Genomic DNA, 20,878 nt, shown 5'->3' with positions numbered 1-20,878 from the left:
TTTGTAAACTGTTTGTATTAATCAAAAACAAAAAGTTGAAGGTGGGACTGTACGATGGAGTTCAAGAAATCAGCAATCGTTTTGGGAGCGATTGCAGCGGTTGCTGGATTGGGGCTAATGGCCTCACATGCGCATGCAGCTGGCACTGAGTTTGGGATTACGAATGCGCGTGCCGATAAGGACGTCGACACATATGTGCACAAGACGTTTGCTAATCAAGTGAAGGCATACCACAAGGTTGCACCATCACTTTGGCCAAAGAACAAGAATGTTAATCAATACGCCATTGTTAATGGTGTGGACGATAAGAAGTTCTGGATGGTCACGCCGACTGGTAAGGTGTCAGACATGACTAAGAAGGAAGCACTTAGCTATGACATTGACCCACAACCAATATCAGGTTGGTTCATGTCATTTAATGCGCACGGTAAGTCAGGTGCATTCATGGCCGTAACGAATGAGGAGTTGCACGACACAAAGCGTTTGGTACGTTATCCACATTTGGGAACGTACGATTTGTTTATCACATACGCACACGAAATGTTCCACGCAACGGAACAAGAAGGCTGGGCGTCACCAAAGAAGCACTACAATGCAGAGCAAAATGAGTACATGAAGCACACTGATGCGCGTCGTATTCGTTTGCAATTGCAAGAACAATTGATGGCGGCTTATACGAATAAGTCTGAAAAGTCATTGGCGCAAGCGTTGGCAACGTACCGTTACTACAAGCAAAACTACGAGAAGGACTACAAGGCAACCTTTGAGGACGATCGTATGGAAGGAACGGCGTACTACTACGAGATTCGTTCATCACTATTTGCGGGTTATCCAGATAAGGTGAAGACGATGAAGCAAAACGATGCCGCTGTGCGCACGCTGTTTAAGCAAAATCGTTTGGCTTACCTAGATAGTGGTGCATATGCCGAGACATACAATGTCGGAGCATTGGCATCATTTGTGCTCGACTGGCAAGCCGACAAGCAAGGCGTGTCACGTGATACGTGGAAGAAGGCCATGGATTCTGCTAAGACGAACCCAATGGACTACCTTGACAAGCACGCCAAGATTTTCTACATCCCACCATACAAGGCCACGATGACGAACGCTGAGTATAAGACGATGTACAAGAAGATTTTGAACTATAAGAATCTAGCTGACTAAAATTTCAAGAAGGGAACTGTTGTGAGTTCTCTTCTTTTTTTATAGGCGAAATTTCGTTATACTGTTAAATGAGTGTCAAACTAACTAATTTTAATTTTGGCAGAAGGAAGGTGGCAACACATGGCGCAACTGTTTTTTAGATATGGTGCAATGGCGAGCGGAAAAAGTATTGAGATTTTGAAGGTCGCTCACAACTATGAAACGCAACAACGTCACGTGTTGCTACTAACAAGTGCCTTAGACAACCGTTCAGGGGTTGGTGAAATTGCATCACGTATTGGGATGCAACGTTCAGCGTTGGCAATCAGTGATGCGGATGACTTGTTCAAGTTGATTCAAGAACAACAAGATGATGTCGCGGCGGTCTTGATTGACGAGGCGCAATTTATGACCAAGGAGCAAGTGCTTGAGTTGACGCAAGTTGTGGATGACTTGAACATTCCGGTGTTGGCGTTTGGGTTGAAGAACGATGCCTTCAATAACTTGTTCCCAGGTTCAGAAGCGCTATTGATTTATGCTGACAAGATTGAGGAAATGAAGACGCTTTGTTCATTCTGCGGTCGCAAGGCAACGATGAATTTGCGTATTTCTGATGGGCAACCAGTTTATGAAGGTGCTCAAGTCCAAATTGGTGGAGATGAAGCTTACATGCCTGTATGCCGTTACCACTACAACCACCCTGATATGGCTGCTATTGCACGTCGTATGGCAAAGAACTAATACATATTTAAGAAAAGGAATTTGAATCAACATGGATGAGATTTTTGAGAAGGTCCAAGCGGTTGTTGACCGTTATGATGAAATCAGCGAATTGATTTCTGACCCTGATGTCATTTCAGATACACAACGTTTCATGGCGCTTTCTAAGGAAGAAGGTAGCTTGCGTGAAACGGTTGAAACTTTCAAGCGTTACAAGGAAGTCGTAGAAGGCATCGAAGGTAACGAAGAGATGTTGAACGAAGGTCTTGGCGACGCTGAATTGGAAGAAATGGCCAAGGAAGAATTGAAGGAGTTGAAGGGCGAGAAGGAGGAGATCGAAGAGAAGTTGAAGATCTTGCTTTTGCCTAAGGATCCTAACGACGACAAGAACATCATCATGGAAATCCACGGTGCTGCTGGTGGTGACGAAGCTGCTTTGTTCGCTGGTGACTTGTACGACATGTACTCACGTTACGCTGAAAAGCAAGGCTGGAACGTTGAAGTTATCGACGAGAACAAGACTGAAATCGGTGGTTACAAGGAAATCGTTTTGATGATTACTGGTGACAACGTTTACTCAAAGTTGAAGTTCGAAAACGGTGCGCACCGTGTGCAACGTGTGCCTGATACCGAATCAGCCGGTCGTGTTCACACGTCAACGGCGACGGTCGGTGTCATGCCTGAATACGAAGATGTCGACATTGAAATCGAAGACAAGGATTTGCGTGTCGATGTTTATCGTTCATCAGGTGCCGGTGGACAGCACGTTAACAAGACGTCATCAGCCGTTCGTATGACCCACTTGCCTACGGGTATCGTGGTTGCCATGCAAGACCAACGTTCACAGCAACAAAACCGTGCGAAGGCCATGGAAATTTTGAAGGCTCGTGTCTACGACTACTACGCTTCACAAAACGAAGCTGAGTATGCTGAGCAACGTAAGACGGCCGTTGGTACTGGTGATCGTTCAGAGCGTATCCGTACGTACAACTACCCACAAAACCGTGTGACGGACCACCGTATTGGTTTGTCATTGAACAAGTTGGACCGTATCATGAACGGTGAATTGGGCGACATTATCGACGCCTTGATTATCGCTGACCAAACGGCCAAGTTGGAAGAATTGAAGCAAGGATAAGACACAATGTTTGATGAACAATGGACAATTCAAGCAGTTCGCGATTGGGGTGATTGGCAACTTGAGCCATACATTCACGATGAAGAAGAGCGACTAGCACAAATCGATTATCTACTAACAGGGATGATGGATTGGAATTATGCGCAATTGGCGAATAACTTGAATACCGTCTTGGAAGATGAGAAGCGCTTGCGTTTCATGGTGGCTGTGCGTGCCATCAAGGGTGGTCAACCGGTGCAATACGCATTGGGCCACGCTGCTTTCTACGGGCGCGAGTTCAACGTTGATCGACGTGTATTGATTCCCCGTCAAGAAACTGAAGAGTTGGTGGAATGGGTCCTTAATGATTACAAAGCCAGTGGTGAACCTAAGCGCGTCCTTGATATTGGGACGGGTTCAGGTGCCATTGCGGTAACCATCGGGGCCGAACGCCCAACTTGGGATGTGACGGGTGCTGATATTTCAGTTGACGCCCTTGAAGTTGCCAAGTCAAACGCTGAACAATTTGCCAAGCAGGTGCAATTGATTGAGAGTGACTTGTTTAGTGCGGCTTCAGGCCAATACGACATCATCATTTCAAACCCGCCTTACATTAGTGAGCAAGAGCGCGACGTGATGGATGAATCAGTCATTATGTACGAACCGGATTTGGCGTTGTTTGCGGACGACGAAGGCTTGGCTTTGTACAAGAAGATGGCTGCTGAGCTATTAGATTATCTAAGTCCACAAGGGGCAGCATACTTTGAAATCGGGTATCAACAAGGACCAGCTTTGCTAGCAGTCTTTGGTGAGTTGCCAGGTGTCTCAGTATCATTGCGCCAAGACATGAGTGGACATGATCGCATGATTAAAGTGTCACGGGAGGCATAACATGGCAGAGACAAAAATTTGGTCAGCTGATGAATTGCCCGCAGCGGTTCGCGCAATTAAGCGTGGGTCACTCGTTGCATTCCCAACTGAAACAGTCTATGGATTGGGCGCGGATGCGTTTAACGATACGGCTGTTGGTAAGGTGTACGCTGCAAAGGGCCGTCCATCTGACAACCCGTTGATTGTGCACGTTTCTGACCCAGAACAAGTTGACCGCTTTGCTGAGGTGAACGACTGGGCGAAGAAGTTGATGGACGCTTTTTGGCCTGGCCCATTGACGATGATTTTGCCAGTTAAGCCCGGTACGGTTTCAACAACGGTGACAGGTGGTTTGGATACAGTGGCGGCCCGTATGCCAGATAATGATTTGACGCGTGCGTTGATTCGTGAGGCTGATGCGCCATTGGTTGGGCCATCTGCTAACACATCAGGTAAGCCATCACCAACCACGGCGCAACACGTTTACCATGATTTGCATGGTAAGATTGCCGGCATCTTGGATGATGGGGCAACGAAGATTGGGGTTGAATCAACAGTTATTGACCTATCAACTGATCAACCAGCCGTTTTGCGTCCAGGTAAGATTACGCCTGGCCAAATTGAAGATGTGCTAGGTGTGGCGGTTGATTCTGAGATTTCGTCACGTGGATGCTGATGAAGCGCCCAAGGCACCAGGTATGAAGTACCGCCACTACGCACCTGACAAAGATGTGTATATGGTGGCACCAGAAGACTGGACGCAAGCTATCATTTGGGCCCAAGGACAATTGGAACCAGTTGGTTTGATGTTGACGAATGATTTAATTATTCAACACCAGTTGGCTGGCATGGACTTTGTGTGGTCTCTCGGGGATAATGGAGATACCGCAGCAGCTAAATTGTTCGCCGGTTTGCGTTACTTTGATGATCGCAAGGATGTGCGGACGGTTTTGGTCGCTGCCATGCCATCGACACCAGAAAACAGTGCCTACAATAACCGTCTTGGAAAGTCTTCCGGCGGACATTGGGTAACGGAACTGTTAGCTGATTAATTTTGGGGATATCGTTTATATTTGGGGATTTAATAGGAGGTCATGTGAATGACAAATTATCGTGAGTTTGATCCAGAGTTGTGGGCTGCCGTTGACCGCGAGGCTGACCGTCAAGAGCACAACATCGAGTTGATTGCATCTGAAAACATTGCATCAGCAGGGGTGCGTGCTGCGCAAGGTAGCATTTTGACGAACAAGTACGCTGAAGGTTATCCTGGCAAGCGTTACTACGGTGGAACTGAGTTTATCGACCAAATCGAACAATTGGCTATCGATCGTGCCAAGGAATTGTTCGGTGCGGACTACGCCAACGTGCAACCACACTCAGGTTCGCAAGCCAACGCGGCTGTTTATGCAGCTTTGCTTGAACATGGTGACCACGTGTTGGGGATGGACCTCGACGCTGGTGGTCACTTGACGCACGGTTCTCCTGTTAACTTCTCAGGTAAGACGTACCAATTCCACGCCTATGGTTTGGATGAGAACGAGTTGATTGATTACGACCAAGTTCAAGCTTTGGCTGAAGAATTTAAGCCTAAGTTGATTGTGACGGGTGCATCAGCCTACTCACGTTTCATTGACTTTGACCGTTTCCGTCAAATCGCTGATTCTGTTGGCGCATACTTGATGGTTGATATGGCACACATCGCTGGTTTGATTGCTGCTGGGGTTCACCCATCACCAGTTGGTATCGCTGATGTGGTCACGACGACGACGCACAAGACATTGCGTGGACCTCGTGGTGGTATGATTTTGGCCAAGGAAGAGTTGGGTAAGAAGTTGAACTCAGCCATCTTCCCTGGTACGCAAGGCGGACCTTTGGAACACGTGATTGCTGGTAAGGCTGTTGCGTTCTACGAAGCGATGCAACCAAGCTTCAAGGAATACGGTAAGCAAATCGTGGCGAACGCTAAGGCCATGGCTGAAGTATTTAGCCAATCAGATTTGGTTCGCGTCATTTCTGGTGGTACGGACAACCACTTGTTCAACCTTGATTTGACGGCCACTGGTTTGACGGGTAAGGAAGCCCAAAACTTGTTGGACAGCATTCACATTACGACCAACAAGGAAGCCATTCCAAATGAGCCGCGTAGCCCATTCATCACATCAGGTATCCGTATTGGAACGCCAGCAATTACGACGCGTGGATTCAAGGAGCATGAAGCTCGCGAAGTGGCACACATGATTTTGCGTGCCTTTGAGAACCACGATAACCAAGAAGTTCTTGATATGATTGCCAAGGAAGTTATTACGTTGACGGATAAGTTCCCATTGAGTGGAATTGAACACGCTGAATAACAATTACCTGTATAATAGTAGAAAATGAATTGGAGTACATGACATGAGCAAGCTAACTGTTTTTGATCACCCACTAATCCAACACAAGTTGACGATTATTCGTGATAAGAATGTTGGAACGAAGGAATTCCGTGAGATCGTTGATGAAATTGCTTCATTGATGGCCTATGAAGTCACACGTGATTTGCCAGTTGAAGATGTTGTCATCGAGACACCAGTTGCCAAGACGACGCAAAAGCAATTGGCTGGTAAGAAGTTGGCCATCGTGCCAATCTTGCGTGCTGGTTTGGGGATGGTCGACGGAATCATGAAGTTGATCCCAGCTGCACGTATCGGTCACATCGGTATGTACCGTGATGAAGAGTCATTGGAGCCAGTTGAATACTTCGTTAAGTTGCCAGAAGACATCGACCAACGTGAAGTTTTGGTTGTTGATCCAATGTTGGCTACTGGTGGTTCAGCTGTTATGGCCATTGACGCTTTGAAGAAGCGCGGTGCAACTAAGATTAAGTTGATTACGTTGGTTTCTGCACCAATCGGTGTTGAGACTGTACAAAAGGCCCACCCTGATGTTGATATCTACACGGCTGGTTTGGACGAAGGTTTGAACGAGCACGGATACATCATCCCAGGTTTGGGTGACGCGGGTGACCGTTTGTTCGGTACTCACTAATTAGTTAAAGAAAATTTGGAGACTGCAAGAATTAATTCATGCGGTCTCCATTTTTGTCTTTGATAATAGTAGTGAAGAAAAAAGAAATTGAGGAGATGTGTGATGAAAGTATTAGTAGTAGGCGCTAGTGGGCGCGTCGGCGAAGAGTTGGTTAAGAATCTTGTGGCGGATGGTCGCCAAGTGATTGCGGGAACGCGTCACACGGACCAAGACTTTGGTGAAGGTGTTGAAGTAAAGAATATTGATTTGTTGGCAGACGAAGCAACGCTGGTTGGTGAGTTGCGTCCATTGGAATTGGATGCCATTTACTTCGTGGCCGGATCACGTGGTAAGAACTTGTTGCAAATCGATGCTTTCGGTGCCGTAAAGCTTGAAAACGCTGCGGACAAGTTGGGCATCAAGCGCTTTATCATGCTGTCTTCATGGCACTCACTATCACCTGCTGAGTGGCAAGACGAGAGTATGATGAACTACAACATCGCGAAGTTCTTTGGTGATCACTGGTTGATGCACCACACGGAATTGAACTACACGATTTTGCAACCGGTTGGATTGACGGAAGAACCTGCTACAGGTAAGGTTGACTTGAATCCAAAGAACGCCGGTACGGGCAAGAATGCGATTGCCGATGTGGCTAAGGTGTTGTCAGAAATGTTGAAGTGCGAGAACACATTCCACCGCGTCATTTCAATGCGCCAAGGTGAAACTGACATCAAATTGGCACTAGATACGCTTAAGTCAATTTAATCGGATGGTAAAACGTTTAACGCGAAGCGGGCTTGTTTACTAACTTTGTTAACTGGTTTATACTTAATAAAGTTATTAAAAGACGTCTTTAAGTCAGCCCAGCGAGACTGACAAGTTCGGATCAACGTACAACCGTACGTTAGAAGATTTTTTACAGCTGGGATGACATGGTCGTCCTGGCTGTTTTTTGTATGAAGACGGGAATTATAGAGGAGTTTGCTCATGGATATGAAGCGTGACGTCGTACTTGACGTTAATGAGAAGCCTGGGTTCTTGCAATGGATTGGATTGTCATTGCAACACATGTTCTCAATGTTTGGGTCAACGGTTTTGGTACCGTTGTTGGTTGGTTTGAATCCTGGAATTGCCTTGTTCAGTTCTGGTGTGGGAACTTTGCTCCACATCTTGATTACGAAGAAGCAAATTCCAGCGTACATGGGTTCTAGTTTTGCCTTCATCATTCCGATGGTGGCCTTGATGAAGACCACAGGATACCCTGGTGTTGCCACTGGTGTTATCTCAGTTGGTATTGTCTACTTGATTGTGGCGGCCATCGTTGCCGTAATCGGTACGAACTGGATTGAAAAGTTGTTGCCACCAATCGTGGTCGGTCCAATCATCATGGTTATCGGTTTGTCATTGTCATCATCAGCTGCGCAATCAGCAACGTTGTTGGATGGTAAGTACGATATTCGTGTCTTCGCGGTTGCGATGATCACGTTGGGATTGACGATTGTCTTCAACATGTTCTTGAAGGGGTTCCTTGGTTTGATTCCAATCTTGTTGGGAATCGTTGGTGGATACATCTTCGCTATCTTGTTCGGGTTGGTTGATTTGGCACCAGTTGCACACGCTGCTTGGTTCGCTTTGCCAGACTTCGACATTCCATTCGTTGATTACAAGCCAGTCATGCACTGGGGCGCAATCATCGTTATGGCGCCATTGGCTTTGGTGACGATCACGGAGCACTTGGGTCACTTGATGGTCTTGGATGACTTGACGGGACGTGACTTCATGCGTAACCCAGGTTTGCACCGTACGTTGGCTGGTGATGGTACTGCCTCAATCTTTGCCGGATTGGTTGGTGGACCTTCAGTTACGTCATACGGTGAGAATATCGGTGTTATGGCCATTACGAAGGTACACTCAGTTTACGTTTTGATTGGTGCCGCCGTATTCGCCATCTTGTTCTCATTCGTTGGGAAGTTGTCAGCGTTGATTCAATCAATTCCTGGCGCCGTTACGGGTGGTGTGTCATTCTTGCTATTCGGTGTTATCGCAGCTTCAGGTTTGCGTATCATCGTTGAAAACAAGATTGACTTCAACTTGAAGCGTAACTTGATGATTGCCTCATCAGTTTTGGTTATCGGTATCGGTAACGCTTACCTACAAGTGGGTGAGGGTAACGACATCATCCAATTCTCTGGTGTTGCCATCGCCACTGTTTTGGGGATTTTCTTGAATTTGGTCTTGCCAGAAAAGGCTGCTTCAGAGAAATAGTTAATAATTATACAAACTCGAACCGCGGTTTCCGATATGGAATACCGCGGTTTTTTCTTGTAAAAAGTGGGAATAGGCGTTGGTATGACTAGGATTATGCTATTTTTTAGAATATTTAAAATATCAAATTATGGATATAAATATAAAACTATTCCGAAGTGGAATGTTTAAAACCGCGGTTTTACGGCATTTGTAAAACGGATTGCACATTTGGGACAAAAGTGTTGAAGCTTAAAACGTTGAATTCGCAATTAAAAGGCGTAATATTAGGGGGTAAAAGTTTTAAACGGTCTGTGTTCTGCGCATCACCGCGATTATTTAGAAAGGAAAGAGGTGGATTTCTGTGGGTGAGAAGACCGCAACCTTTAGCATTGCGGGGCTAACGTTCGACTGGAGCATCATTATTTCAACGACTGTTACATTCGCTATTGTTTTCTTCTTGGCGTTTTGGATGTCTCGCAAGCTGGTTATGAAGCCAGCTGGTACGTCAAAGCAAAACTTCCTTGAGTGGATTATCGATTTTACCAACGGTATCGTTGATGGATCGCTTCCAAATCGAACTGGAACTAATTTGAAGTTCTTCGCATTCTCAATGTTCATGTTCATCTTTGTTGCCAACCAATTAGGTGTTGCCTTCGTGGTTGACTTCAATGACGTAACGTTCTTGCGTTCTCCAACGGCTAATCCGTTGGTCACGATGACCTTGGCATTGATTGCAATCGGAATGTCCCACTACTTGGGTGTTCAAAAGCTCGGATTCAAAAACTACTTCAAGTCAGTTTACTTGAGTCCATTCAGCGCATTGCTGCCAATTAACATTATTGAACAATTCACGAGTTTCTTGACATTGGGACTTCGTTTGTTCGGTAATATTTTTGCCGGTGAAATGGTCTTGTCTCTTCTTTGGGAATTGGCAAAATCAGCCGGTGTCGTATCATTCGTTCCAGCATTCTTGCTAACGATGATTTGGCAAGCATTCTCTTTGTTTGTCGGAAGTATTCAAGCTTATGTCTTTGTTACGTTGACGACTGTTTACGTTTCAGAAAAGACTGAGATTGAAGAGTAATTTTTTCTTAATTAATCGGAGGATTAAAAAAATGGACGTTGCAACCATTGGTGTTGGTGTTGCCGCAGCGGGTGCCGCAATTGGTGCCGGAATTGGTAACGGTATTGTTATTTCAAGCATGATCTCAGGTATGGCTCGCCAACCTGAATTGGAAGGTAAGTTGCGTTCTAACATGTTCATCGGTGTTGGATTGGTCGAGGCCGTGCCTATCATTGCCATCGCCATTGCCTTCATGTTGTTGAGCAAGTAATAGTAACGCGGAGGCCAACTAATTATGATTAATCAAATTGTTCTAGCAGGTGCTAGCGAAGGGTTGGCTTTGGGTAACATGTTGTTTGTACTAGTGGCATTCCTTGTGTTGATGCTTCTTTTGAAGCATTTCGCTTGGGGTCCAGTAGTAAAGATGATGGAAAAGCGTGCGGAAAAGGTTTCTAACGATTTGGACTCTGCTGAAGAGGCCCGTAAGCAAGCCGAAGCTGATGCAGCTGAGCGTTCAGCTCAATTGCAATCAGCTCGCACTGAAGCAAACGGCATCATCGCTGACGCTAAGACTGCTGCAGGAAACCAACGTGATCAAATCGTTGCGGACGCGCACGCAGCTGCCCAAGCTACTAAGGATCAAGCTTCAGCTCAAATCGAGCAAGAGCGTGCCGAAGCAATGGCTGGCGTTAAGAACGATGTTGCTGAATTGTCAGTGACGATCGCACAAAAGATTATCCAAAAGGAACTAAAGTTAGATGATCAAAAGGCGTTGATTGACGCCTACATCGAAGGGTTAGGTAACAAGTAATGGCATTGGATCAAGCAACGATTGCTAAGCGATATGCCGTTGCTTTGTTCGAATTAACCCATGACCAAAACACGGATGCTGCTACTTTGGCCGAATTGGTTGAAGTACGTACAGTATTGGTGGAAAACCCAGAATTGACGAAGGCTATCGAATCAATGCGTGTGCCTGAGTCAGCTAAGCAACAAATGGTAGCAACGCTATCTGATGGAGCTAGCCAAGTGGTTAAGAACTTGTTGCAAATGGCGTATGATTATCGCCGTTTCAGCGACCTACCTGCAATTATCACGGCTTATGAGGACTTGGTTAACAAGTCTGAAGGTGTGGTATATGCCGAGGTTAAGACTGCTGTTGCTTTGAGCGACGAACAAGCTGCCCGTATGACGGAACAACTTGCAAAGCGCTTTGAAGCTAAGGAGATTAAGTTGACACAAGTTGTCGACGAAGCCTTGCTTGGTGGTGTTGTTGTACAAGCGAACAACCAGATTTTGGATGGGTCATTAGCAACTAAGTTAGCTGCTATTCGTCAGAGTATCATCCGCTAGTAATCTGAAAATCTAGTAGAAATTGATGTTGTGTGTGATGAATAGACACACTTTAAAGAAAGAGGAACTGCTGAAATGAGCATCAAAGCTGAAGAAATCAGTTCACTCATCAAGAGCCAATTGGCCAACTATCAAGACGAATTGACTGTTCAAGAAACGGGAACTGTTACCTACGTTGGTGACGGTATTGCCCGTGTAACCGGTTTGGAGAACGCTCTTGCCGGTGAATTGGTCGAGTTTGAGAACGGCGTATTTGGTATGGCACAAAACCTTGAGTCTAATGATGTTGGTATCATTATCTTGGGTAAGTACGACGAGATTCGCGAAGGCGATACTGTTAAGCGCACTGGTCGTATCATGGAAGTGCCTGTTGGTGAGGGATTGATCGGACGTGTTGTTAACGCATTGGGTCAACCAATCGACGGAATGGGACCAATTAACACGACGAGCACTCGTCCTGTTGAAGTAAAGGCCCCAGGTGTTATGGAGCGTAAGTCTGTTTTCGAGCCACTACAAACTGGTTTGAAGGCCGTCGACGCTTTGGTTCCAATTGGACGTGGACAACGTGAATTGATCATCGGTGACCGTAAGACTGGTAAGACGTCTGTAGCCATCGATACAATCTTGAACCAAAAGGATCAAGACATGATCGTTATCTACGTGGCTATTGGTCAAAAGGATTCAACTGTGCGTACGCAAGTTGAAACTTTGCGTCAAATGGGCGCTTTGGATTACACGATTGTTGTGTCAGCCGGTCCTTCAGAACCAGCTCCTATGTTGTACCTGGCTCCTTATGCCGGTGCAGCTATGGGTGAAGAGTTCATGTACAACGGCAAGCACGTCTTGATTGTGTACGATGATTTGTCAAAGCAAGCTACGGCTTACCGTGAGCTGTCATTGATTCTTCGTCGTCCTCCTGGACGTGAAGCCTACCCTGGTGACGTCTTCTACTTGCACTCACGTTTGCTAGAACGTGCTGCTAAGTTGTCAGACGAATTGGGTGGCGGTTCAATGACTGCTTTGCCAGTTATCGAAACGCAAGCGGGTGACGTTTCTGCGTACATCCCAACTAACGTTATCTCAATCACTGACGGACAAATCTTCTTGGATGCCGACCAATTCTACGCCGGTGTTCGTCCTGCCATCGATGCCGGAACTTCTGTTTCACGTGTTGGTGGTGACGCCCAAATTAAGGCGATGAAGAAGGTTGCCGGAACGTTGCGTTTGGACTTGGCTTCATTTAAGGAGTTGGAGTCATTCGCACAATTCGGTTCTGACTTGGATGCGGCAACGCAAGCTAAGTTGGCCCGTGGTCGTCGTACGGTTGAGTTGTTGAAGCAACCATTGCACCAACCATTGCCAGTTGAAGAGCAAGTTTTGTCATTGTACGCCTTGACTCGTGGCTTTATGGATGATGTCGCTGTTGAAGATATCCAACGCTTCGAATCAGAAATGATTGCTGCTGTTCGTGCTTCACACAACGACTTGTTGCAAACGATTGTTGACACAAAGGACTTGCCTGATGCAGATGCTATGAACGCCGCTATTACGGAGTTCAAGGCAACCTTTGCGCCAAGTGCCCAATAATTAGGGAGGGGCGATAAATGGCAGCTTCTTTGCAAGATATTCAACGCCGAATTGCCTCAACAAAAAAGACGCGACAAATCACGAGTGCCATGCAAATGGTCTCAACGGCTAAGTTGAGCCAAATTCAACGTCACGGTGGATCATACACAACGTATGCTAACGCCTTGCATGACGTTGTGGCTCACTTGTCTAATGCGCACATCAACAATGTTTCTGGTACTTTGCTAGAACAACGTGATGTGAAGAAGGTTGGCTTCTTGGTCATCTCTTCTGATCGTGGTTTGGTTGGTGGTTATAACTCAACGCTATTGAAGGGTATGATGGCGATTATCGAAGAGCGTCAATTGACGCCTGACCAAGTGGTTATTTTGGCCGTTGGTGGTAATGCCTCAGACTTCTTCAAGAAGCGTGGCTACAACGTTGCGTACGAGTACCGTGGTGTGTCTGACGTGCCTACCTTTAACGAGGTTCGCGAAATCGTTAAGACCGTTACGACGATGTACGATAACGAAGTCTTTGATGAGTTGACTGTTGCATACCAACACTTCGTATCACGTATTCAAAATGAATTGCGTTTGGAGAAGATGTTGCCAGTTTCTACTGACGACATGGAACCAACGTCTGAAGATTCAGTGAAGGCGGATTACGAAATGGATCCTTCTCCAGAACAAATTCTTGGTGTGGTTTTGCCACAATATGCTGAGAGTTTGGTCTACGGTGCTATCTTGGATGCCAAGACGGCTGAGCACGCGGCTTCTGCCAACGCGATGTCATCTGCAACTGATAACGCTAAGGAAATCATCCGTACGTTGGAATTGCAATTTAACCGTGCGCGTCAAAGTGCGATTACGACGGAAATTACAGAAATTACAGGTGGTATGGCTGCTTTGGATTAATCCAAGCGTCATAGCAACCTTTTGAAATGAAGGAAGGAAACGACAATGAGTACCGGACGTGTTGTTCAAGTCATTGGTCCAGTCGTCGACGTTGCCTTTCCATCAGGAACTCAAGTACCTGACATCAACAACGCTTTGATCATCGATAAGGGTGAGCAAGGTACGTTGACGGTCGAAGTATCTTTGGCTTTGGGTGATGGTGTCGTACGTACGATCGCCATGGACTCAACTGATGGTTTGCAACGTGGAATGGCCGTAGAAGACACTAATGCACCAATTAGTGTGCCTGTCGGTGAAGCTACGTTGGGACGTGTGTTCAACGTTTTGGGTAACCCCGTTGATGGTGGTGAAGAGTTGGGTGAGGATGTTCCTCGTGACCCTATCCACCGTGAGGCCCCAGCTTACGACCAATTGGCCACATCTACTGAAATCCTTGAAACTGGTATCAAGGTTATCGATTTGTTGGCACCTTACATCCGTGGTGGAAAGATCGGATTGTTTGGTGGTGCCGGAGTTGGTAAGACAGTTTTGATTCAAGAGTTGATTCACAATATCGCTCAAGGTCACAACGGAATCTCTGTATTTACTGGTGTTGGTGAGCGTACCCGTGAAGGTAACGACATGTACCACGAAATGCAAGATTTAGGAGTTTTGAAGCAAACGGCCATGGTTTATGGTCAAATGAACGAGCCTCCTGGAGCACGTATGCGTGTTGCGTTGACTGGTTTGACAATCGCTGAGCACTTCCGTGATGTTAACGGACAAGACGTGTTGTTGTTTATCGACAACATCTTCCGTTTCACGCAAGCTGGTTCAGAGGTTTCAGCCTTGTTGGGACGTATCCCATCAGCCGTTGGTTACCAACCTACGTTGGCAACTGAAATGGGTCAATTGCAAGAGCGTATTACGTCAACGCAAAAGGGTTCAGTTACGTCAATCCAAGCCGTTTACGTGCCTGCCGATGACTATACTGACCCTGCTCCTGCGACGACATTTGCCCACTTGGATGCCACGACTAACTTGGAGCGTGCTTTGACGCAACAAGGTATCTACCCAGCCGTGGATCCATTGGCATCAACGTCAACTGCTTTGACGCCTGAGATTGTTGGTCAAGAGCACTACGAAGTGGCTACGGAAGTACAACGTACTTTGCAACGCTACCGTGAGTTGCAAGACATCATCTCAATCTTGGGTATGGATGAGTTGTCAGATGAAGAGAAGACGATCGTTAACCGCGCTCGTCGTATTCAATTCTTCTTGTCACAACCATTCTCAGTCGCTGAGACGTTTACTGGTTTGAAGGGTGAGTACGTACCAGTTGCTGAAACTGTACGTAGCTTCAAGGAAATCTTGGAAGGTAAGTACGACCAATACCCTGAAGATGCCTTCCGTAACGTTGGTGTCATCGAACAAGTAGCTGAAAAGGCTGCTACGATGGCTCAATAGTGAGGGCGCGCCATGAATGAACACAGCCTACATGTTAAGGTGGTAACGCCGAACGGTGTCGTGTTCGATTATGAGACTGCTACGTTGGTTGTGCTTAGCACGACTGGCGGTGAAGTAGGTGTCATGGCGAACCACGCACCAATTATCGCTGCTTTGAAGGTTAGCGAAGTTAAGATTGTCGATGACGTCAACGGTGTTGAAGAACGCCTTGCCGTTAGTGGCGGTTTTGCCGAGTTTTCTTCAAACGAGTTGACGGTTGTCGCTGACGCTGCAGAGCGTGCTGCTGACATCGACATTACTCGTGCGGAGTCAGCCAAGGAACGCGCTGAGCGCCGTTTGGCTGATGATAACTCAACTCGTGATGTGGAACGTGCACAGGTCGCTTTGTTGCGTGCCGTAAACCGTATCCACGTTGCTTCTGGAAAGAAGTAATAGATTGCGAATTTAAGGGTCTTGAACATTTTGTTCAAGGCCCTTTTTGTGTACAAAATGGTACACTAGAAGCAATGATATTGTGAGGGGAATGCGAGAATGAAATTTGGAAAACTTGTTGGTGCCGGTCTGGTCGTCGTTGCGTTGGCTGGTGGTGGTTATTGGTTATTGCACCAAGACCAACCAGCCGAGAAGACACAAACAACAACCAAGCAACCAGCAAAGCAACAATCAAGCAGTGAAAAGAAGGCTTATCCGGTGACGATTAAGCCAGGCAGCGAAGAAGCAACGCTATTAATGGTTGTAAATAAGAAGCACCCATTGCCTGCTGATTATAACCCATACAATGGTGGCTTGAGTCCACGCACCGAAACGGCTAAGAACCAACTGATTGCGGCGATGAAGCAAGCCGGCTTTGACGTTGGTGATACAGTGTCTGGCTACCGTGGCTACGATTATCAAAAGACGTTGTACGATGGTTATGTTGCGTCTGAAGGTCAAGCTGAAGCCGATGCAGTGTCAGCGCGTCCTGGCTACTCAGAACACCAATCAGGGTTGGCGTTCGATTTGCGTAACGGTAGCGGTGGCTTGTTTGCGGAAGGTGGTTCTGATCCAGCTGCCGCAAAGTGGTTACGTGACAATGCCTACAAGTATGGCTTGATTGTCCGTTACCCAGCTGACTTAACGAGTTCAACCGGCTATTCTCACGAGGAATGGCACATGCGCTATGTTGGCATGACCGCTGCCAAGGTGATCAAGGAACAAAATATTTCTCTTGAGCAATACACTGGTAATGCCGGTGGCGATTACAACAAGACCAAGAGCGAGGATATTCCAGCGCTTGAAGAGTACACGGCAAAATACAGCGACCGCTTAACTAAATAAGGGAGTTTTAAGCACGCGCAAAATTTGCTAAAATAGAATTAATTATGATTTGAGAAAGCAGGACGACACGATGATTGTATTATCGGGAACTATTGGAGCTGGGAAGACCAGTTTGACGACGATGCTCGCTGAGCACTTGGGAAGTGAAGCATTTTATGAGTCCGTAGATGACAACCCAATTTTGCCTTTGTTCTACGAGAATCCAAAGAAGTACGCGTTCTTGCTACAAAATTATTTCTTGAACAAGCGTATGGATAACATCAAGGACGCACAAGGAAGCAAGTTGAACGTTATCGACCGTTCAATCTTTGAGGACTTGTTGTTGTTCCAATTGAACGCTGACTTGGAACGTGCAACGCAAACTGAAGTTGCTATCTACGGTGATTTGTTGAACAACATGATGGAGCAAGTTGATTTTTCTGACGATGCCATCGTGAAGACGCCAGATTTGTTGATTTACATCCACGTTAGCTTCGATACGATGTTGGCCCGCATTCAAAAGCGTGGTCGTGACTTTGAGCAAATCGACCACGATCCATCATTGTACGATTACTACAAGAAGTTGAACGAACGCTACATTGCTTGGTTCGAAAGTTATGATCGTTCACCAAAGCTAAGTATCGATGGTGACAAGCACGACTTTGTGAATGACCCAGAAGCCGCTAAGGCGGTTTTGGCATTGATCGACGAAAAGATTGATGAATTGGGTTTGCGTGATTAATTAGGAGAATAAGAATATGTTAGATATGAAGTTGATCCGTAACGAAACGGAAAGCGTCAAGGAACGTTTGGCAACGCGTGGTGTTGATCCATCAGAAATTGATGCATTGATTGCTGACGATGCTAAGCGTCGCGAATTGTTGGTACAAACTGAAGAGTTGAAGGCTCGCCGTAACACGGTTTCAGACGAAATTGGTTTGAAGAAGCGCAACAAGGAAGATGCTTCAGAGACGATTGCCGAGATGCAAGCAGTATCTGCAAAGATCAAGGAATTGGACGAAGAAGTTGCCAAGGTTGACGAGGCTATCCAAGACCGCATGTTGCACTTCCCTAACTTGCCAAACCCAACGATTCCAGTTGGTGCTGACGAAGAAGCTAACCGCGAAGAGCGTACTTGGGGAGAAATTCCTTCATTCGACTTCAAGCCAAAGGCCCACTACGAAATTGGTGAAGACCTTGGTATCTTGGATTGGGAGCGCGGTGCTAAGGTTGCCGGTGCTCGCTTTGTCTACTACGTTGGTCAAGGTGCCCGCCTAGAGCGTGCCGTTTACAACTTCATGTTGGACGAGCACCAAAAGGAAGGTTACAAGGAAATGATCACGCCATACATGGTTAAGGATGCTGCTATGTTTGGTACGGGACAATACCCTAAGTTCATGGAAGACGCTTACCGTGTTGGAACTAACGACGATATGACGTTGATTCCGACGGCCGAAGTGCCTTTGACGAACTACTTCCGCGAAGAAGTAATCGATGCTGACAAGTTGCCATACTCAGTAACGGCTGTTTCACCATCATTCCGTCAAGAAGCTGGTTCAGCTGGACGCGACACACGTGGTTTGATTCGTATGCACCAATTCAACAAGGTTGAAATGGTTAAGTTTACGAAGCCTGAGCAATCATACCAAGCATTGGAAGACATGACGGCTAACGCTGAAAACATCTTGCAAAAGTTGAACTTGCCATACCACGTTATCACGTTGTCAACGGGAGACATGGGATTCTCAGCTGCCAAGACTTATGACTTGGAAGTTTGGATGCCTGAGCAAGACATCTACCGTGAGATTTCATCAGTTTCAAACACGGAAGCCTTCCAAGCACGTCGCGCACGTATCCAATACCGTGACGAAGAAGGTAAGTTGCAATTTGTACACACGTTGAACGGTTCAGGTTTGGCTGTTGGACGTACGGTTGCTGCTATTTTGGAGAACTACCAAAACGAAGACGGAACGGTTACGATTCCTGAAGTTTTGCGTCCATACTTCGGTGCCGACAAGATCGTGCCAGAAGACACGTTGTAAAATTAAACATTATTTAGCTCAACAATCGTTTTTGGTTGTTGGGCTTTTTTGTTTTTGGGTTTTTATGTAGTGATTAGTGTCGACGCGTTGCGTCGAGTGGCTGGGGGCTTCTTTAGGCCCGCTAAACGAGGAGTGTCAAAATAGTGGCGGGCGGAGTCCCGAGCAAGCTCGGTGCACCTTTACCCCTTATAGCACTAAGCGGTAAAACCGCTAAGTGCTACTGCCACATATTTAGCCACTCCTCGTTCTATACGCGGGGCGCCCCCAGCCACAGCAGTCGAGATGTTCTTGTCTGTTTGAGATTTACATCTACCGGAAAATAAAAGAGTGAACAGTTCACTTTGCAGTAAGATGGTGGATGAAAATCAAACAAATAGAGTATCGATTGGCTGCTGTGCTTGGCCCTGCCGCGCGTATAGACACGTACTGGCCTTGACCCGCAGGTGTGGGTTCTTAGCGGGTTTCCCGCTTAGAGCCACGGGAGGTAAAGGGAAACGCAGCTTGCTGTGGTTCGCGCTCCCTGCAGGTCATGGTCAGTTCGTGTTAGCGTGCCTTAGAAGGGGCCAAGCACTCCGACCGACAGGTCGGACACAAACCACCAAACCTCTTTTCCACACGACCACATTTTCTTCATATTTCAGGCAAATAATGCATAAGTTATTTGTAAATAATAAGTATATTAAGTAATGCGTTACGGAACGATGACTGTGGCGCGATAAGAGTGAGGAAAAGATATGCGTAAGGTTACGAAGCAAATGATGGTGGGGTTGATGGCAGCAGGTGTGTTGGCATCAGTTGGGACGAGCGCGAGTGCCGCTTTGGTTGACCCAGGCCTACAATCAACGAAGGCGGGTGTTGTGGTTGACGCCCAAACTGGTCAAGTTATCGCCGACCAAAACGGAACGGAGCGTTTGCCAATCGCTTCAACGACTAAGTTGATTACGATGTACATGGTTAAGGAAGCGGTTAAGTCAGGTAAGATTTCATTGTCACAAAAGGTGAAGGTGCCTGAGGATATCGCGGCCTTCAGTCAAGACTTGTCAGTGGCAAATACACCAATGACGGCTGAAAAGACGTACACAGTACAACAATTGATCGACGCGATGATGGTGCCATCTTCAAACGGTGCTGCTTTGTTGTTGGCAAACTTGTTGGGTGGTAGCCAAGCTAAGTTTGAAAAGATGATGGAAGCTAAATTGGAGAGCTGGGGCATTGCTGGTGTGAAGATTTACTCACCATCAGGTTTGACGAACGGCGACATGAAGAAGTTTAAGGACTCATCAGCTGACGACGATGTTGAAAACGAAATGTCAGCCCGTGAATTGGCTGTGGTGGCTCGTCGCTTGGTAGTGGATTACCCTGACGTTTTGAAGACGGCACAACAAAAGACGGTTGAGTTCCCTGCTGTTTCAGGTGGTACTGAAACGATGAACAACACGAACGAATTGTTGGGTAACGAAACGTTTGATTTGAACTGGCTTGGTTTGAAGACAGGAACGACACCTAACGCCGGTGGAAACTTTGTTGGTGTAACGAAGATTCAAGGCCGTCCGGTTGTCTCAGTTGTTTTGAATTCAGGTGACAATGCTGATGCCGCTGCTAAGTTCAATGCAACTTTGACAATGGTTAAGAAGGCTGACGATGCGGTTAAGGTGCAAAAGGTGGCCTTAGGTTTGAAGCCGGCTAAGAACACGGTCTCAGTTTTGACGGCCAAGGACGGTAAGGTTTCATACAAGACTAAGGGAACGGCTACGTTCTTCGTACCAGCTGGTGAGTCAGCAACGACGAAGGCAGTCAACGCAAAGTTGAGCAAGAAAATCACAGCACCATTGAAGCAAAACGAGAAGTTGGGAACGGCGCAATTGGAATCATCATTTGCAGCAGCCAACGACTGGTTGACGGGTGCCCCTGAAGTTGAGTTGGTCTCAGTTTCAGAAGAGCCACGTGCGAACTGGTTCGCAACAACTTGGCGTGGTATGTTCGGCAAGAGCAACTATGACATTACGGCAACTAAATAATTAGAGAGAAGGGTGATCACGACGGGTGGTCGCCTTTTTTGTATGAAATGCGTTTTTTATATGAAAAAAAGTAT

General features: G+C 46.6%; 20 protein-coding genes and 1 pseudogene. All 21 read left to right on the top strand.

The annotated features are described in order from the left end of the window. The first annotated feature begins 54 nt into the window (after positions 1-54). The 21 genes and pseudogenes from OIT45_RS04335 (at position 55) to OIT45_RS04235 (ending at position 20,804) form a co-directional block, all read left to right on the top strand. A complete protein-coding gene (locus OIT45_RS04335; RefSeq protein WP_199403842.1) occupies positions 55-1,164 on the top strand; it encodes a hypothetical protein in 1,110 nt (369 codons plus the stop codon). 120 nt (positions 1,165-1,284) lie between these two features. Next, a complete protein-coding gene (locus OIT45_RS04330; protein WP_199403841.1) occupies positions 1,285-1,884 on the top strand; it encodes a thymidine kinase in 600 nt (199 codons plus the stop codon). Positions 1,885-1,915: 31 nt separating this feature from the next. Further along, positions 1,916-3,001: a peptide chain release factor 1 gene (gene prfA, locus OIT45_RS04325; protein ID WP_135518064.1), complete on the top strand. Its 1,086-nt coding sequence runs from the start codon at positions 1,916-1,918 to the stop codon at positions 2,999-3,001. Positions 3,002-3,007: 6 nt separating this feature from the next. Further along, the gene (prmC, locus tag OIT45_RS04320) at positions 3,008-3,871 is read left to right on the top strand and encodes a peptide chain release factor N(5)-glutamine methyltransferase (protein WP_135797128.1); all 864 of its coding nucleotides are present in this window, start codon (positions 3,008-3,010) and stop codon (positions 3,869-3,871) included. A 1-nt stretch (position 3,872) separates the two neighbouring features. Beyond that, positions 3,873-4,902, top strand: a pseudogene (locus OIT45_RS04315) (L-threonylcarbamoyladenylate synthase). A gap of 48 nt (positions 4,903-4,950) precedes the next feature. Next, positions 4,951-6,201 carry a serine hydroxymethyltransferase gene (gene glyA, locus OIT45_RS04310; protein WP_004560337.1) on the top strand — a complete coding sequence of 417 codons (1,251 nt, stop codon included), beginning with the start codon at positions 4,951-4,953 and terminating at the stop codon, positions 6,199-6,201. A 43-nt stretch (positions 6,202-6,244) separates the two neighbouring features. Beyond that, positions 6,245-6,874 carry a uracil phosphoribosyltransferase gene (gene upp / locus OIT45_RS04305; RefSeq protein ID WP_135797131.1) on the top strand — a complete coding sequence of 210 codons (630 nt, stop codon included), beginning with the start codon at positions 6,245-6,247 and terminating at the stop codon, positions 6,872-6,874. A gap of 102 nt (positions 6,875-6,976) precedes the next feature. Continuing rightward, positions 6,977-7,621: an NAD(P)H-binding protein gene (locus OIT45_RS04300; RefSeq protein ID WP_161690091.1), complete on the top strand. Its 645-nt coding sequence runs from the start codon at positions 6,977-6,979 to the stop codon at positions 7,619-7,621. Positions 7,622-7,843: 222 nt separating this feature from the next. Continuing rightward, a complete protein-coding gene (locus tag OIT45_RS04295; RefSeq protein WP_277426379.1) occupies positions 7,844-9,121 on the top strand; it encodes a solute carrier family 23 protein in 1,278 nt (425 codons plus the stop codon). A 343-nt stretch (positions 9,122-9,464) separates the two neighbouring features. Next, on the top strand, positions 9,465-10,187 hold the full coding sequence (atpB, locus tag OIT45_RS04290) for a F0F1 ATP synthase subunit A (protein ID WP_199403840.1): 723 nt from the start codon (positions 9,465-9,467) through the stop codon (positions 10,185-10,187). 31 nt (positions 10,188-10,218) lie between these two features. Then, entirely contained in the window at positions 10,219-10,437 is a 219-nt protein-coding gene (gene atpE, locus OIT45_RS04285; RefSeq protein WP_004560332.1) for a F0F1 ATP synthase subunit C, read from the top strand. 24 nt (positions 10,438-10,461) lie between these two features. After that, positions 10,462-10,977 carry a F0F1 ATP synthase subunit B gene (atpF, locus tag OIT45_RS04280; RefSeq protein ID WP_004560331.1) on the top strand — a complete coding sequence of 172 codons (516 nt, stop codon included), beginning with the start codon at positions 10,462-10,464 and terminating at the stop codon, positions 10,975-10,977. After that, positions 10,977-11,519, top strand: coding sequence for an ATP synthase F1 subunit delta (gene atpH, locus OIT45_RS04275; RefSeq protein WP_004560330.1), 543 nt, complete (start codon positions 10,977-10,979; stop codon positions 11,517-11,519). The genes atpF and atpH overlap by 1 nt, the downstream gene beginning before the upstream one ends. Positions 11,520-11,594: 75 nt before the next feature. Beyond that, on the top strand, positions 11,595-13,106 hold the full coding sequence (atpA, locus tag OIT45_RS04270; protein WP_135518072.1) for a F0F1 ATP synthase subunit alpha: 1,512 nt from the start codon (positions 11,595-11,597) through the stop codon (positions 13,104-13,106). Positions 13,107-13,123: 17 nt separating this feature from the next. Then, positions 13,124-14,002 carry a F0F1 ATP synthase subunit gamma gene (locus OIT45_RS04265; protein WP_004560325.1) on the top strand — a complete coding sequence of 293 codons (879 nt, stop codon included), beginning with the start codon at positions 13,124-13,126 and terminating at the stop codon, positions 14,000-14,002. Between the two features lie 45 nt (positions 14,003-14,047). Next, a complete protein-coding gene (gene atpD / locus OIT45_RS04260) occupies positions 14,048-15,448 on the top strand; it encodes a F0F1 ATP synthase subunit beta (protein ID WP_264339881.1) in 1,401 nt (466 codons plus the stop codon). A 12-nt stretch (positions 15,449-15,460) separates the two neighbouring features. Continuing rightward, complete coding sequence (locus OIT45_RS04255) at positions 15,461-15,880, top strand: F0F1 ATP synthase subunit epsilon (RefSeq protein ID WP_004560322.1); 420 nt, start codon at positions 15,461-15,463, stop codon at positions 15,878-15,880. Between the two features lie 99 nt (positions 15,881-15,979). Next, a complete protein-coding gene (locus tag OIT45_RS04250) occupies positions 15,980-16,765 on the top strand; it encodes a D-alanyl-D-alanine carboxypeptidase family protein (protein WP_135797135.1) in 786 nt (261 codons plus the stop codon). A 70-nt stretch (positions 16,766-16,835) separates the two neighbouring features. After that, complete coding sequence (locus tag OIT45_RS04245; protein WP_004560319.1) at positions 16,836-17,486, top strand: deoxynucleoside kinase; 651 nt, start codon at positions 16,836-16,838, stop codon at positions 17,484-17,486. A gap of 16 nt (positions 17,487-17,502) precedes the next feature. Continuing rightward, positions 17,503-18,786, top strand: a complete 1,284-nt coding sequence (gene serS / locus OIT45_RS04240) for a serine--tRNA ligase (protein WP_135392094.1) — start codon at positions 17,503-17,505, stop codon at positions 18,784-18,786. A gap of 734 nt (positions 18,787-19,520) precedes the next feature. Continuing rightward, on the top strand, positions 19,521-20,804 hold the full coding sequence (locus OIT45_RS04235; protein ID WP_199403839.1) for a serine hydrolase: 1,284 nt from the start codon (positions 19,521-19,523) through the stop codon (positions 20,802-20,804). Positions 20,805-20,878: the final 74 nt, after the last annotated feature.

Source organism: Weissella sp. LMG 11983 (assembly GCF_025908495.1).
In the GTDB taxonomy this organism is placed as follows: Bacteria; Bacillota; Bacilli; order Lactobacillales; family Lactobacillaceae; genus Weissella; species Weissella fermenti.
The sequence above is the reverse complement of the archived record's forward strand: the minus strand, read 5'-3'. Positions and strand labels throughout refer to the sequence as shown.